This window comes from Salinicoccus siamensis (assembly GCF_042429615.1).
GTDB lineage: Bacteria > Bacillota > Bacilli > Staphylococcales > Salinicoccaceae > Salinicoccus > Salinicoccus siamensis.
Window position 1 is genome coordinate 294,811 of sequence record NZ_JBHMAH010000031.1, and the last position, 14,432, is coordinate 309,242.

16 protein-coding genes and 1 pseudogene are annotated in these 14,432 nt (G+C 52.2%); 5 read left to right on the top strand and 12 right to left on the bottom strand.

Annotated features, from left to right (window positions below; translation table 11 throughout):
* The first annotated feature begins 211 nt into the window (after positions 1 to 211).
* Together ACFFLE_RS10860 and ACFFLE_RS10865 are read left to right on the top strand one after the other, a co-directional pair.
* On the top strand, positions 212 to 463 hold the full coding sequence (locus ACFFLE_RS10860) for a hypothetical protein (RefSeq protein ID WP_380572077.1): 252 nt from the start codon (positions 212 to 214) through the stop codon (positions 461 to 463).
* Between the two features lie 62 nt (positions 464 to 525).
* Complete coding sequence (locus tag ACFFLE_RS10865) at positions 526 to 834, top strand: monooxygenase (protein WP_380572079.1); 309 nt, start codon at positions 526 to 528, stop codon at positions 832 to 834.
* A 29-nt stretch (positions 835 to 863) separates the two neighbouring features.
* Here the strand turns inward: ACFFLE_RS10865 and ACFFLE_RS10870 are convergent, their stop codons facing one another.
* The 3 genes from ACFFLE_RS10870 to ACFFLE_RS10880 all read right to left on the bottom strand — a co-directional run bounded on the left by ACFFLE_RS10870 (position 864) and on the right by ACFFLE_RS10880 (position 2,791).
* A complete protein-coding gene (locus ACFFLE_RS10870; protein WP_380572081.1) occupies positions 864 to 1,325 on the bottom strand; it encodes a hypothetical protein in 462 nt (153 codons plus the stop codon).
* Positions 1,326 to 1,543: 218 nt separating this feature from the next.
* A complete protein-coding gene (locus ACFFLE_RS10875; protein ID WP_380572083.1) occupies positions 1,544 to 1,807 on the bottom strand; it encodes a hypothetical protein in 264 nt (87 codons plus the stop codon).
* 39 nt (positions 1,808 to 1,846) lie between these two features.
* On the bottom strand, positions 1,847 to 2,791 hold the full coding sequence (locus tag ACFFLE_RS10880) for a nucleoside hydrolase (protein ID WP_380572085.1): 945 nt from the start codon (positions 2,789 to 2,791) through the stop codon (positions 1,847 to 1,849).
* 120 nt (positions 2,792 to 2,911) lie between these two features.
* Here ACFFLE_RS10880 and ACFFLE_RS10885 point away from each other — a divergent pair, with 120 nt between their 5' ends.
* Complete coding sequence (locus ACFFLE_RS10885; protein ID WP_380572087.1) at positions 2,912 to 3,361, top strand: hypothetical protein; 450 nt, start codon at positions 2,912 to 2,914, stop codon at positions 3,359 to 3,361.
* A 50-nt stretch (positions 3,362 to 3,411) separates the two neighbouring features.
* On the opposite strand, the gene ACFFLE_RS10890 is transcribed toward ACFFLE_RS10885, so the two are convergent.
* Complete coding sequence (locus tag ACFFLE_RS10890) at positions 3,412 to 3,837, bottom strand: CBS domain-containing protein (protein WP_380572089.1); 426 nt, start codon at positions 3,835 to 3,837, stop codon at positions 3,412 to 3,414.
* Between the two features lie 209 nt (positions 3,838 to 4,046).
* Between ACFFLE_RS10890 and ACFFLE_RS10895 the strand changes: the two genes are divergently transcribed.
* Entirely contained in the window at positions 4,047 to 5,360 is a 1,314-nt protein-coding gene (locus tag ACFFLE_RS10895) for a S8 family peptidase (protein WP_380572091.1), read from the top strand.
* A gap of 138 nt (positions 5,361 to 5,498) precedes the next feature.
* On the opposite strand, the gene ACFFLE_RS10900 is transcribed toward ACFFLE_RS10895, so the two are convergent.
* Together ACFFLE_RS10900 and ACFFLE_RS10905 are read right to left on the bottom strand one after the other, a co-directional pair.
* Entirely contained in the window at positions 5,499 to 7,433 is a 1,935-nt protein-coding gene (locus ACFFLE_RS10900; RefSeq protein ID WP_380572093.1) for an aconitate hydratase, read from the bottom strand.
* 176 nt (positions 7,434 to 7,609) lie between these two features.
* Positions 7,610 to 7,795: pseudogene (locus ACFFLE_RS10905) on the bottom strand (M24 family metallopeptidase); the annotation flags it as partial.
* A gap of 38 nt (positions 7,796 to 7,833) precedes the next feature.
* Here ACFFLE_RS10905 and ACFFLE_RS10910 point away from each other — a divergent pair.
* Positions 7,834 to 8,424, top strand: coding sequence for a Na+/H+ antiporter NhaC family protein (locus ACFFLE_RS10910; protein ID WP_380572141.1), 591 nt, complete (start codon positions 7,834 to 7,836; stop codon positions 8,422 to 8,424).
* 231 nt (positions 8,425 to 8,655) lie between these two features.
* Here ACFFLE_RS10910 and ACFFLE_RS10915 read toward each other — a convergent pair whose 3' ends face one another.
* The 6 genes from ACFFLE_RS10915 to ACFFLE_RS10940 are packed head-to-tail and all read right to left on the bottom strand — an operon-like array spanning position 8,656 to position 14,216.
* Positions 8,656 to 9,558, bottom strand: a complete 903-nt coding sequence (locus tag ACFFLE_RS10915; protein ID WP_380572095.1) for a D-ribose ABC transporter substrate-binding protein — start codon at positions 9,556 to 9,558, stop codon at positions 8,656 to 8,658.
* A gap of 12 nt (positions 9,559 to 9,570) precedes the next feature.
* Positions 9,571 to 10,512 (bottom strand): ABC transporter permease, encoded by a 942-nt coding sequence (locus tag ACFFLE_RS10920; RefSeq protein WP_380572097.1) that lies wholly within the window; start codon positions 10,510 to 10,512, stop codon positions 9,571 to 9,573.
* Entirely contained in the window at positions 10,505 to 11,992 is a 1,488-nt protein-coding gene (locus ACFFLE_RS10925) for a sugar ABC transporter ATP-binding protein (RefSeq protein ID WP_380572099.1), read from the bottom strand. Before ACFFLE_RS10925 ends, ACFFLE_RS10920 begins: the two co-directional genes overlap by 8 nt.
* 8 nt (positions 11,993 to 12,000) lie before the next feature.
* Complete coding sequence (gene rbsD / locus ACFFLE_RS10930) at positions 12,001 to 12,381, bottom strand: D-ribose pyranase (RefSeq protein ID WP_380572101.1); 381 nt, start codon at positions 12,379 to 12,381, stop codon at positions 12,001 to 12,003.
* Complete coding sequence (gene rbsK, locus ACFFLE_RS10935; protein ID WP_380572103.1) at positions 12,374 to 13,255, bottom strand: ribokinase; 882 nt, start codon at positions 13,253 to 13,255, stop codon at positions 12,374 to 12,376. The genes rbsD and rbsK overlap by 8 nt, the downstream gene beginning before the upstream one ends.
* A 13-nt stretch (positions 13,256 to 13,268) precedes the next feature.
* The gene (locus ACFFLE_RS10940; protein WP_380572105.1) at positions 13,269 to 14,216 is read right to left on the bottom strand and encodes a LacI family DNA-binding transcriptional regulator; all 948 of its coding nucleotides are present in this window, start codon (positions 14,214 to 14,216) and stop codon (positions 13,269 to 13,271) included.
* Positions 14,217 to 14,432: the final 216 nt, after the last annotated feature.

A 14,432-nucleotide genomic window follows, 5' to 3' on the forward strand; every position in this document is an offset into this window, starting at 1 on the left:
AAATTTTTTTCTCTCCCTATTGTAGCACTGCACGGTGACAGAATGCATGTCTGATTACATATTCCCTTCACTGAGCAGCCATTCCCCAGGCAGTATACCGGGGAGCAAAACGGGGAACGGGTTAACGTGCCGCCGTCGATTGTGTTAAAATACTCTATATGTATATGGAGCCGCCGGGCAGCAACTGCCCCTATAAGAATGGAGGAAACGTATGGCTGAAGAAAACAATCGACAAAATCATGAAGGCAGCAGGTCCGCCCTACTCTTTGGCTGTCTCGGACTTATTGGAGTGGCAGTCGTCCTCTCAGGTATCGCCTATCTGATCGCCACACTGATACTCGGTGAACCCTCTGAACCGAAAGATGTCGATGAGATAAAAGATGAAGTCAGCTTCATGATGGAGACGGTACGCCCGTCCCTCAGCGAAAAATTCGCAACCGTCCGCACGACTATAGGCATGTAAGCGGACAGCCCCCCATATATCCATTATAGTAGAAGCAGATAATGTAAAGGGAGGCGTGAGAAATGGCAGTCATACTGCAGGTCGATTTCGACATGGACGGCCCTTTCGGCGAAGATATGGCCGAAGGGTTCAGAGAGCTTGCCGAAAGCATCAATGAAGAGTCCGGGTTCCTCTGGAAGATCTGGACGGAGAACGCAGAAGAGAAGGAAGCTGGCGGCATCTACCTCTTCGACACGAAAGAAGCGGCAGAAGCCTATCTGAAAAAACATACGGAACGGCTCCGCTCATTCGGCATCGACTCGGTCAACGGCAAGATCTTCAATGTCAATGAACCGCTTACTACCATCAACGGCGGACCGATTGTGCCATAAAAAAAGAAGACCGATATGGTCTTCTTTTTTTATGGTTTGCCAAGCCCACGCTGTTTAAACACTTCCGCTTCGACGGCTTCGTATGTCTCCATTTCACCCCGTCTTTTCATATCAAGCGCCATCTGTTCCCGCACCTTCACAGGCTCATGCGGGACAAACCGATCACGCCGCGAGTCATATTGGTATCCACGCTCCTCCATCACACGTTTGATCGTCCCCATATGAAGCATATGTTCACTCAGCAGATACATCTTCACCAGCCTGTCGCTTGGGAACTGGCGGTAATATACACAGCGGGCTTCCTCGCGTGCCCGCGCCACCGCTATCTTATACTGCCCCCCTCTATAGATCCGGGAGGCCGTTTTTTTAATGGCCGAGAAAGTGCCGCCTGCCAGCCACTTCATCTGCCCGGCATTATACTTTCTGACTTTATCCATCCTGACTGCCACCCGCTGTGCATTCGACCGTACCTTCCCCCAGTTCATCTTCATGGATGCACCCCTTTGCTTCCGTACTCATATATAAAAAGAAAAAATCATACAACATATGTAATATACATCATATTACCCATATTTTGTATGTCTAATCCTATTCGAAAAAAAATCACTTGGACTCTAGCGTCGGTTTGCTCTGATGCATAATCCCGGTCGCCGTCGCAGACATGCTTTTCATCCGGCCAATAAGACATTATCAGAAATGTATAGTCATGTTAATCCTGCTTCAGCCGATCGACATATTGTTTGCCTTCAACCAAGGATAAGCCAAATGTCTGCCGGGCTTTCTTGATGGCTTTGATTTCCTCGCCTTCCCTGACCATCTGGCGCAGTTCATGATTGACCGGGTGGCCTTCACCGTCTGGCGTAATGAATTTTTCCTGTCCATTCCTAAGTCGCCTGACTTCGCCATTCAATTTTGAATTTGTGTACAGCAGATAAACAATGATCCCGAGCAACAGGACGATGATAGACATCATAATGCATCCCCTCTTCCATTTCTCATATATACGCTTACGTTATACTTTGCCTTCCGCATTTTTCATCACTGCCAAAAAATGCTCGACGAATGCTTGCCCATCAACCTCAAGGCTGACGTTGACATTCGGTGCTTCGCCCCACAAATCCCCGAAGTCGCAGACGGTCTGCCCGTAGTTCAATAGGCTGACGGTATCGACATCGACATAGTGATGCTCGGTCTGGAGAAATTCACGGTTCAAGGCGAAACCGACCGCCAATGGATCGTGCAACGCGCAACCATCCAGCCCGAGTTTATCCATGCTGAAGGTACGGTAGATTTCTGTCGACTGCTTGATGAAATCATAATACTTGCTGCCCTTCAATGTTTCGATGTCACGGGCCGTCAGCACGGCTTGTTTTGTAACGTCCAGACCCACGAGCGTAATATCCGCACCCCCATGGAAGACGATGCGCGCCGCTTCCGCATCCGTAAATATATTGAACTCCGAGTTCGGCCCGCTGTTGCCCCGGCCGGCCTTGGAGACGATGCCGCCCATGATGACGATCTCCTTCAACAGTTCACCGAGCAAGGGCTCTTGCTTGAATGCCAGCGCAACGTTCGTCAGCGGCCCCACCGCAATCAGCGTCACTTCCCCCGGATGGCGTCTGGCAGCCTCCACGATGAAGTCAGGCGCAAATTGCGTCTCGCACATATTCTCATATGGGTAGTCGGCGAGCGCGCCGCCAAGGCCATCCGCGCCGTGTATATGATGGACATGCCGGGACGGTTTCATCAAAGGGCCCGCAGCCCCGGGGAAGACCGGTATATCGTCCCGACCCAATATGCTGAGCACCTTCAGAGTGTTGCGGTTGACCATCTCGAGCGGTACGTTCCCGTCCACCGTCGTGAGACCTAAAAATTCAAGCGCACCGCTTTCCAAGCCGTACATGATGGCCAGCGCATCATCAACCCCCGTATCGACATCCATAATCACCTTCTTCATGAAAGCCCCTCCTTTTTACGCCATTATATCAGAAGCAGTAGGGGTCGGACGAGCCCGGATCGTCTAGGATATGCTAAAATGGAATGGATATCTTTATTACAGAAGGAGCATCTGATAGTTATGAAACGCTATTTTGTTGCGGCATTGATTTTCTCCATGGCGATCCTTGCCGCATGCAGTGACGGCACACAAGACGCCACTGGAGAGGAGGCGTCGGCCGAGGAACCGAAGGTGGCGGTGACCGATGAGGAGCGCGAAGCACTCGAACGGAAATTCGATGGCATGGCTGAAGACCCATATATCGATGCGATCGAGCCGCAGGACGAGAATTATACACTCATCCATATCGTGGCGAGCGAAAAGTTCGATGAACTCGACGAGTCTGATGCCAAAGGCAAACTCCAGGGCTTCGGGGAAGCGGTGCGTGAGGGCGCTGATGGCATCCTCTTCGACAGTTCCGGCAAGAACTTGCCGATGGTCAAGTTCATGACCAAGGACGATGAACTGATCGGCGAATATGACAACCGCAACAGGGGTGCTGATATTCATTTCGAATCATTCGATTTCTAAAAGTGCCCATAAAAAAGTTCCGGAGCAGTGCTCCGGAACTTTTCATTTCTTTATTTGTCCGGCTCTGCCGGTTTGGAGATTTCCTCAAGTGCTTCTTCGGAATCCTCCGAATCTTCTTCATCCACCGCAACATCGCCGAGAGCCACGATGCCGACTACTTTGTTGTCCTCTATAATCGGCAGGCGGCGTACCTGTTCCTGGGCCATGATGTTGGCCGCTTCTTCAACGTCCATATCCGGCGTGCCGGTGACGTAGCTTGAAGACAGGATACGGTTGATCGGCGTCTCCAATGAGAACTGGGACGCAATGCCGCGGATGACCAGGTCACGGTCTGTGATGATGCCGCGCAGATTGCCGTCTTCAGTAACAGGGATGCTTCCGACATCAAGTTCCATCATTTTGGATGCCACTTGTTGCACTGTCGTTTCAGGTCCGCATGTTTCGATTTCAGTCGTCATGATATCTTTGACTTTCATCAATAATGCCTCCTATTCAATCTTAATGTTGCATTCATCTTACATATATCCACTACCCGCATGGGACGGATATTAATCATCATGGGGGAATCCAAAACATTCTAAATGTTTAAATAAATAACCAGGGGAAATTGAGTATAGTAAGAGCACCATCAAGCGCCGGAGAGTGACAGCAACGCCCCATCAATACGATTAAAGGAGGCAATGATATGAGTGAACGTAAACGAGTCTGGTTCGAAGAAAACAACAGCCGACTGGACCCCGCGCTCATTGAACAGCTGCGCCAAAGTGAACGGAAGACCTACCGCACGGCACGCACCGAAAAGATTCCGATCATCATCCGCTGCAGGAAAGACACGGCCAATGAAGAGATGGATCAGCTGCTCAAGCAATGCGCTGAAGATGCCCACAGCCATCTCGATCAGGAAATGCGCCTCATCAACAGTGTGAAAAGCCAACTCACCCCGAACAAGATAAAGGAAATCAAAGATCACTCAGCCGTTGAGCGCATCTATTATGACCGGCCCGTTTCCGCCTACCTGGACATCACCAATGAACAGATTGGCAGCGCCGCCATCAGGGAACGGCTTCAGATCAGCGGTGCCGGGGTGACCATCGCCGTGCTCGATACGGGCATCCATCCCCATGAAGATCTGACGACGCCGGGTAACCGCATCGTTGGGTTCCATGACGTCATCAACGGCGAAAGCGCACCGTATGACGACAATGGACACGGCACCCATTGCGCCGGAGATGCTGCAGGTAACGGGGCGATGTCGAACGGCAAGTATATCGGCCCGGCGCCAGAAGCGTCCCTGGTTGGTGTCAAAGTGCTTGACGCCGCCGGAGCAGGCAGCCTCTCAAGCATCATCCAGGGCATCGAGTGGTGTGTCGACTACAAGGACATCCATGGCATCGATATCCTGTCACTGTCGTTGGGCGCACCAGCCCAGGAGTCCTTCCGGCTCGATCCGCTATCGCTCGCTGTAGAGGAAGCGTGGCATTCAGGCCTCATCGTCTGTGCCGCCGCCGGCAACAGCGGCCCGACCCCGTCGACCATCGGCACGCCGGCCATCAACCCCTTCGTCATCACCGTCGGGGCAGCGGATGACCAGGATACCCTGGAGCGGGCCGACGATGAAATTGCGGAGTATTCGAGCCGTGGACCGACAATCGATCAATTCGTCAAACCGGATATCTACGCACCCGGCACCAACATCATTTCGCTGCTTGCACCCGGATCGACCACCGAGACGGAACTCGCCGATCAGATCATCGGTGAACATTATGTCCAGATGTCCGGCACCTCCATGGCGACGCCGATCTGTGCGGGTGTCATCGCCCTGATGCTGGAGGCGAACCCGAACCTCAGTCCAAACGATGTCAAAAGCATCCTGCAGGTCATCGGTGAGCCCGTCTTCAACCATCAGTGGGGCTACATCAACGCCCAAAGTGCAGTCGATGCGGCCATACGCTACCAGAAGGATATGAAGGCGCCGGTGCCTGACACTGATTCAGCTTAAGGCGCATAATATTATGATATAGAAATAGAGCCGGTTGGAGGCACTCGCTCTCAGCCGGCTTCGTCATGTCATAGAATTGCAATGCCTTTTATGTAAAAAAACGGGTGTGCACTAGCACACCCGCCTCTACCTCTTCTTCTATTGTCGCTGCTTCGCCCAGTTGATGATGCCCCCGGCGAGCAGGATGTCAAGGTCGCGCCCTGTCAGACTATGGTGGACGGTGATTTCTTCATCTGCGTCTTTCAGTCGGATGGTGAATGTATCCGTATCCCGGATGGTCTGATGGATATTGCGGAATTCCAATACATCCCCCTGACCAATATTCTGGTGATCGGCCGGATCATCGAATGTCAACGGCAGGATACCGAAGTTGATGAGGTTCTGCAGATGGATCCGCGCAAAATCTTTGACCAGGACGACTTTCAGGCCGAGGTAACGTGGTGCGAGCGCCGCATGTTCACGGCTGGACCCTTGTCCGTAGTTGTGCCCGGCGACGACCATATGGCCGCCTTCGTCGCGTTTTTCCGCCGCCCGTTCGGTATAGCCTTCATCCACGCCTTCGAAGACGAAGGAGCTGATTTTCGGAATGTTACTGCGGAACGGCAACACCCTCGAACCGCCTGCCAGGATTTCGTCCGTAGAGATGTTGTCTGCCATCTTAAGTATGACCGGCAAGTCGAAATTATCTTCTATCGGATCGAAGTTCGGGATGGATGATACGTTCGGTCCTTTTTCCAGCTCGATGTTCTCTTTATCTTTCGGTGGTGCTTCCAGCATTTCGCCTTTCTTGACGGCAGCCGCCTCCGGAATTTCCGGATAGTCCATTTCCAGTGTCCGTGGGTCGGTGATGACACCGAACAAGGCAGAAGCGGCTGCTGTCTCCGGACTGCATAGGAAGACACTGTCTTCTTTCGTGCCGGAACGCCCCGGGAAGTTCCGTGGTGTCGTCCGCAAGCTGTTCTGGCCGGTAGCTGGTGCCTGTCCCATGCCGATGCAGCCGTTGCAGCCCGCCTGGTGCATCCGGGCACCGGAAGACAATAGGCTCGCAATATGGCCGTTTTCGACCAGCTGCTGCAGCAACAATCTGGATGTCGGGTTGATGTCGAAAGAGATGCCGTTCGCAATCACTTTATCTTTGACGATCTCCGCCGCTATCGCAAAGTCACGGTACCCTGGGTTCGCTGAAGAACCGATGTAGGACTGGTAGATTTCCTGGCCGGCAATCTCTTCCACCGGCACAACGTTATCCGGACTGGTCGGTTTCGCGATCAGCGGTACCAGTTCAGACAAGTTGATCTCTTCATAATCATCATATTCTGCGCCCTCATCCGCCTTCAGTTCTACCCAGTCATCTTCACGCCCCTGCGTCTTCATGAAGCGCTTCACTTCCTCGTCCGACGGGAAGACTGACGTGGTGGCACCCAGTTCCGCGCCCATATTGGCGATGACATGGCGGTCCATGGCGGACAGGTCATCAAGCCCTGGTCCGTAGTATTCGATGATCTTGCCAACGCCGCCTTTAACGGTATGTCTACGGAGCATTTCCAATATGACATCTTTGGCACTGACCCAGTCAGGCAGCTTGCCTGTAAGCTTCACGCCCATGATCCGCGGCATCTCTACGTAATACGGCTCGCCGGCCATGGCCATCGTCACATCGATGCCGCCGGCCCCCATCGCAAGCATGCCCATACATCCGTTGGCACACGTGTGGCTGTCGGAACCGAGCAGCGTCTTGCCTGGAATCGATAGCTCCTGCATATGCACCGGGTGGCTGACCCCATTGCCCGGTCGGCTGTAGTGCACGCCGAACTTCTGCGCTGCACTGCGCAGGAACAGATGATCATCCGGGTTGCGGTGGTCATCCTGTATCAGGTTGTGGTCGACATATTGCGCGGAGACTTCCGTCTTCACTTCGTCAATATCCATCGCTTCCAGTTCCAGCATCACCATCGTACCCGTCGCATCCTGCGTCAACGTCTGGTCGATTTTCAGGCCGATCTGCTCTCCAGGGGTCATCTCCCCTGACACCAGATGATCCTTGATCAGCTTCTGTGCAACATTCATCTTCATGCATGTTTCCCCCTCAACTGATTTGATGTATTAAAAACACTTTATATAGTACTATTCACTAAAAACTTACATTTAAACTGGAGAATTGAACGATTATATCGTTTTACGATAAAAAAGCATCCTGTGACCAAAGATTTCTTGGTAACAGGATGCAGATAGCTGATAAATGTTACTTGTCATGGTTTGATGATCATGCTGCCAAGACCTCTTGGATATTCCGTTATGATCTCGTCCCCGTCTTCAGTCAGGACGACTGTGTCGGAATGCCTGAAGCCACCGACCCCGGGTATATAGAGTCCTGGTTCTACACAAAAGACCATGCCGGTCTCCAACACCAAGTCGTTGTCGAAACGCAAGGAAGGCTATTCATGTTGGTCGCTTCGATGGCATCCAAGGCCACCTGGTTGACTGCTTTTGCCGTCACCCCCGATTTGATGCAGCCCTGGTCATTGGATTTTATGTATCGATGATTACGGGTATGGACATAAGCGCGATCCCTGAAGAAGTGGTTTCATTAGTGACACAAGGCGGCATGCAGTCGATGACCAGCGTTATCCTCATCGCCTTCAGTGCCTTTGCAGGCATCATTACAAAAGCTGGCGCTTTGGAAGTGATCATGAGCGCCTTGCTGAAATTCGTCAAAAGGACCGGCGACCTCATTTTAAGCACTGTCGTTTCATGTATTACCATGGCTCTTGTAACCGGTAACTCATACCTGTCCATCATCGTACCTGGGGATCTCTTCAAAGAGACTTATAAAAAGAAGAATCTGCATGCCAAAAACCTCTCCCGTACATTGGAGGATTCAGGCACCGTAGTAGTCCCCCTCATTCCATGGTCATCTGCCGGCGTCTATATGGCAGGAGTGCTTGGCGTTTCAACTTTAAGTTACGCACCGTGGGCCATATTCTGTTATCTCGGATTCATTTTTGCGATAATATTGGGTTACACAGGCATCGGCATTACCAGGATTTCAAAGAATGCTGACTGAGAATTTTACTCAATAAAACCAGCACACTTATTATTTTCTTTTCATATGTTCAATGCCTCAATAAGAATATGAGAATGCTTCCTTGGAGTCCCGGAGATCCAAGGAAGCATTTTTAGTTACTTTTTTATCTATGTTCTAGATTCGCAAGTGCTGAACCTTCAAATAATGAAACTGCGATAGCATAGGCATAATAAAAAACAGGAGCTGCTCATGCAGCTCCCTCAATCAAATCTATTCTTGTGTTTCCAACATCAATTCCACTTTGATTTCATCTTCCACATCTTCACCGTTCTCCAGTTTTTCGACTGCATTGATGGCCGTCTCGCCCATCAGGTCCGGCTGCTGGGCGACCGTCGCATCGAGCGCGCCATTCTCGATGGAGTTCAACGCATCCTCCGAACCATCAAACCCGACGACCAGGACATCGTCCGGTGCCGCTTCGACAGCCCCAAGCGCCATTTCATCGTTATGCGAGAAGATCGCTTCTATATCCGGGTTCGCCTGGAGGATGTTCTGCGTGACGTTCAACCCTTCTGATCTGTTGAAGTTCGCAGTCTGGCTCGTCACCACATCAAGGGATTCTTTTGCAACGTTCGTGAAGCCTTTACCGCGCTCACGTGTGGCACTGGCCCCCGGCACGCCTTCCAGTTCTGCCACCTTGGAGCCTTCGCCGAGCTGGTCGACGATGAATGCCGCACCCATTTCGCCGCCTGCCACGTTATCCGACGCGATGAAGGCGGCCACTTCCCCGCTCTCCACTGAGCGGTCGAGCGTGATGACTGGGATATCCGAGCCATTGGCGGACTCGACTGAACTGGAAATCGCGGCGGAATCGGTCGGATTGACCACCAGATAATCGATGCCCTGCTGCATCAGGTCGGCAATGTCATTGACCTGCTTGGCGGAATCGTCCTGGGCGTCCACCACTTTGACTTCATAGCCCTTCTCTTCGGCCGTGGCCTCGATGCCATCCTTCAATGTCACAAAGAACGGGTTGTTCAAAGTCGAGATGCTGACGCCGATGACGACATTATCATCATCACCCGCCCCACCGCTCTGGCTCCAAGCCGGTGGCTCAAGCGAACACCCTGCAGTAAACACAAACAGACTGAGGAGCACCAGTATTCTTTTCATCCGTAAAACCCCCTACTTATTCTTTCTGTCGATCAGCACCGCAACGACGATGACCAACCCTTTGATGATCTGCTGGTAGAATGATGACACACCGACCAGATTCAGCCCGTTGTTGAGTACACCGATGATCAGCACACCAATCAATGTGCCGACGATGCGCCCCTTACCGCCCATCAATGACGTGCCGCCAAGCACAACGGCGGCGATGGCATCGAGTTCATACGTCTCACCGGCGGTCGGTTGGGCGGAATCAAGCCTTGAAGCGAGGATGATGCCTGCGATCGCCGACATCAATCCGGATAGCGCATAGATCATGATCTTCCTGCGGTTGACCTTGATGCCGGAGAGTGCAGCGGCAGTCTCGTTACCCCCGATGGCGTATGTCTCCCTGCCGAAGACCGTCTTGTTCAGAATGATATACAAGATGACGAAGGTGATGAGCATCGTCACCGCCGGCACCGGAATGCCGAAGAAGTAGCCTTTACCGAACAGCTGGAACAGCAGGCTGTCGCCAAGGCCCGTAATCGGGTTGCCGTCCGTCACGACCAGAGTCGCGCCCCGATATATCGTCATCGTCGCCAATGTCGCAATGAAGGGTGCCATGCCGCCCGCGGTAACCAGCAGGCCGTTGACAGCGCCGGCAACGAGACCGACCACACTGCCGAGCAGCATCGCAAATATCGGATCGACGCCAGAAGTGATGATCAGTGCCGTCATCGCGCTTGAGAATGCCAGTATCGAGCCGACACTCAAGTCGATGCCGCCCGTCAGGATGACGAACGTCATGCCGAAGGCGATCAGGCCATTGATCGATACTTGACGCAACAGATTCAGTAGGTTATCCGGTGACAGGAACTGCTGGTTCATGATGGTGATGACGACGACAAGCAGCGTCAGGCCGACGATCGGCAGAAACCGATCTATCATAGTGTTCAATGTGAGTTTGCTATTCATCCAATTGTCCCCCTGTAGCCAGTGTCATGATATTTTCCTGGTTGATTCTACTTTTATCCAAAATGCCGCGGAGCCGGCCTTCCTGCATCACCGCCACCCGGTCGGACAGGCCGATGACTTCAGGCATCTCCGACGAAATGAGGAGGATCGACACGCCGCGCTCCGTCAATTCGTTGATCAGGTGATAAATCTCGCGCTTCGCCCCGACATCGATGCCCCGCGTGGGTTCATCGAGTATCAGAATTTTCGGCTGGCTGCCGATCCACTTGCCGATGACGACCTTCTGCTGGTTGCCGCCGGAGAGGTCCCCGACGATCGATTGCTTTTCGGACTTGATGTTCATCCGCCTGATCATCAGGTCTGAAAAATCATCCTCGTCCTTCTGCTTCATGAAGCCACCCTTTGAAAAACTCTGCATGGAGGGCATCGTCATGTTGTCGACCAGGCTGAAGTCCAGTATCAGCCCCTCACTCTTGCGGTTTTCCGTAATGAAACCGAAGCCGTGTCCAATCGCGTCGGACGGCTTGTCGATCTTCACCCGCTTGCCTTCGACTTCAATTTCCTTCGTCCCCGGGTCCGCGCCGAACAGCGTGCGCATGACTTCAGTGCGCCCCGCCCCCATCAGACCGGCGAACCCGAGTATCTCTCCTCTATGCAGATCGAAATTAATGTCCCGGACCGGGTGTGCCTTGTTTTCGAGCTGCCTGACGGTGAGTACTACGTCATCCGACAGATCATGCGAACGCTCCGGAAACTGGTCATTCAAGTCCCTGCCGACCATCGCCCGGACGATTTCGTTGTAGTTCGTCTCTTCCGTCCGGCTGTACAGCACACTCCGGCCATCACGCAGCACGGTGATTTCATCGGAAATCTTCGATATCTCCTCCATCCTGTGGGAGATGTAGACGATGGAGACCCCACTTTCCTTAAGGCTCCTGATGATGTCAAAGAGCACGTCAATCTCCCTGTCCGTCAACGCCGCCGTCGGCTCATCCATGATCAGCACTTTCGTGTCCATCATCAGGGCTTTGGCGATTTCGATCATCTGCTGCTGACCGACGGAGCAATCACCCGCGCGTCTATTGAGGTTGATATTGAACTTCAGCCGTTCGAAGACCGCTTCCGCCTTGCGCCGCATCAACTTATTATCAAGCAAGCCGAACTTCGTATGTTCATTGCCGATGAACAGATTCTCCAATACCGTCAGTTCAGGCCAGATGTTCAGTTCCTGATGGATGAAGACGATGCCCGCCTTCTCCGCATCCTTTAGGTTGCTGTACTTCACTTCCGTACCGTCACGGATGATGCTGCCCTGGTCATACGTATGCACGCCTGATAAGATCTTCATCAACGTCGATTTGCCGGCGCCATTCTCCCCCATAAGGGCATGGACCGTCGCATCCTTCAGCTCAAAGTCCACCCCGAGGAGCACTTTGTTGGCCCCAAAGGCCTTGTGTACATCTTTCATCTCGATCATCATCAAACCTCCTAGAAGAAAACATTGCTGTAGAGTATGACATTGGCGAACGGCGTCGTTTCACCCGTGCGGATCACTGCCTTGGCGTCTGCACACATGGCTTTCAGCGTTTCATGCGACACCTGTTCCGATGGAATGCCGTTACTGAGTACCTGCTTCACTCCCGCATCCGAAACCTCATCTGCAAACACTTGTCGCTCCACATACATGCTGTCGGTCAACAGGTTATATGTTTCTTCGAACGATGGTGTACCCGCTTTAAGGGCGATATCGATCCGTTTCACCCCGTCAGGAATCGGCAATCCACAGTCTGCGATGACGATGGCGTCCCCATGTCCAAGTGTACTGAGCACTTTCGAAATTTCACTGTTCAAAACCACCGACTTATACATGGTCCATCGCCTCCTGCCATTCTTTCAACGTCGGGATGCCACCTTGGGCGCCCATTGCACGGATCGATAATGATGCCGCCATGTTCGCACTGCGTATGGCCTCACCAAGATCCAGGCCCTTGACCAGGAATGCAGCCAATGCGCCGTTGAATGTATCCCCGGCACCGGTCGTATCCACAGGTGTGGTTTTAAAGGAAGGCACATGCACTTCCGTCTCTCCGTCGTGATAGAGACACCCCTGCTCGCCTCTTGTGACAATCAGCTGATTCGGGTGCTTCATGACCGCACTGGAGACATCATCCCCGAAAAGGGCATTGCATTCCAGTTCGTTCGGGGTGATGAGTGTACATTTCTCAAGGTATTCAATCTCAATTGGGATGAAAGGTGCCGGGTTGTAGATGAGCTTTATTCCCTTTTCATGGCAGAAGTCGATGACATGCTTGATGGTCTCGACCGGTATTTCATTCTGCAGCATGACATAGTCAGCTTCTTCCAGAAGCGGATGCGCCGATGCCACCACTTCTGGCGTCAGCAGGCGATTCGTGCCCGGTACGACAATGATCGAGTTGTCGTTGTCGTAGATGTTGATATGTGCCGTACCGCTCGCTTCACCTGTAAACGTTTCCACATTGCCGCAAAAAATACCGTTCTGTTCCAGATTCGTCTTCAGTTTCTCCCCGAAGCCATCATCACCGATGGCACCGACAAACGCCGTTTCAGCTTCAAGCCGCGCTGCCGCCACCGCCTGGTTGGCGCCCTTACCGCCGAATGCAGTACTGAAATTCGTGCCTAAAATCGTCTCCCCTTTATAGGGCATCCGCTCAGCCTCAACGATGAAATCCGTCGACAAGCTGCCGACCACTACGATATCCATTCTTTCCACTCCTTTATGTACTTTGCCTTCTGACCAATGCCACATTCAACACCTGACTCGGCGCCGGTTTGCCTGCCGCAAGATCCATCAGCATCCTGAAGGCGTTCCTGCCAAGCTCGTAGATCGGCTGTCCGATGGTCGTCAGGCTTGGATGGACGTATTCCGAAAAATCCAAGTTGTCGTAGCCGATGACCTTGACAGCATCAGGCACCGCTATATCAAGTGCCCGCAAGCCATTCAACACTTTGTAGGCCGTCACATCATTTGGGCAGATGATGCCGTTGAATCTGGTGAAATCGTCCAACTTATCGTTAGAAAGCAAGCTATCCAACTGCCGATACGCCAACGTTTCATATTCAATGCCTTGTGTCTCTAGTGTCTCGAGTGCCCCAACAGCGCGATCATCGAACGAACTATACCCTTCGTGCCCCTTTATGACAAGGACTTTATCCGCCCCCCGCTCAATCAGATGCATCGCCTGAAGCCGCCCGCCTTTCAAATTATCCGCTTCGATGGAAGGCAGGTTTTCAGCCACCCGGTCCAAAAGAATCAACGGCCGCTCTCCTGAATATGCTTTATGTTCAATCGACCATGTCGCAGAAATGATGCCTGCACAGTTGTTTTGGCGGAAGATCTCCAGATACTTCGATTCTTTTTTCTGATCATTATCCGTATTGCCGATGATGACGCGATAATCATTTCTGATCGCCTCATCTTCAATCCCCCGGATCACTTTTGGGAAATAAGGATTCGTAATATCAGGTACTAAAACGCCCACAACGTTCGAGCGGCTCGTGTTCAAAGCACGCGCCACCTCATTTGGTTTGTAGTCCAGACGCTCCGCCGCCTCAAGCACCCGCCGCCGTACATCCGGACTCGCATACCCCGATCCAGTCAACGCACGTGACACCGTCGCCACCGATACCCCCACCTCTTTAGCCAAGTCTTTGATTGTAACCATTTCTGCATCACCTGTGTAAACGTTTACACATATCTTAACATAGAATGGATGGGATGCAATGAAGAATTAATGAATGCTTATCACTTATGTAAGTGGCAGTATTAAAATGGCTCTTACGCTAAGTTGGGGAATGCTTATATATAGATTGTGATGAACATAGCCAAAATTTTAAATTTATAGTGGACGATAAAGCATACGCTGTCTCAACAGCCTGAA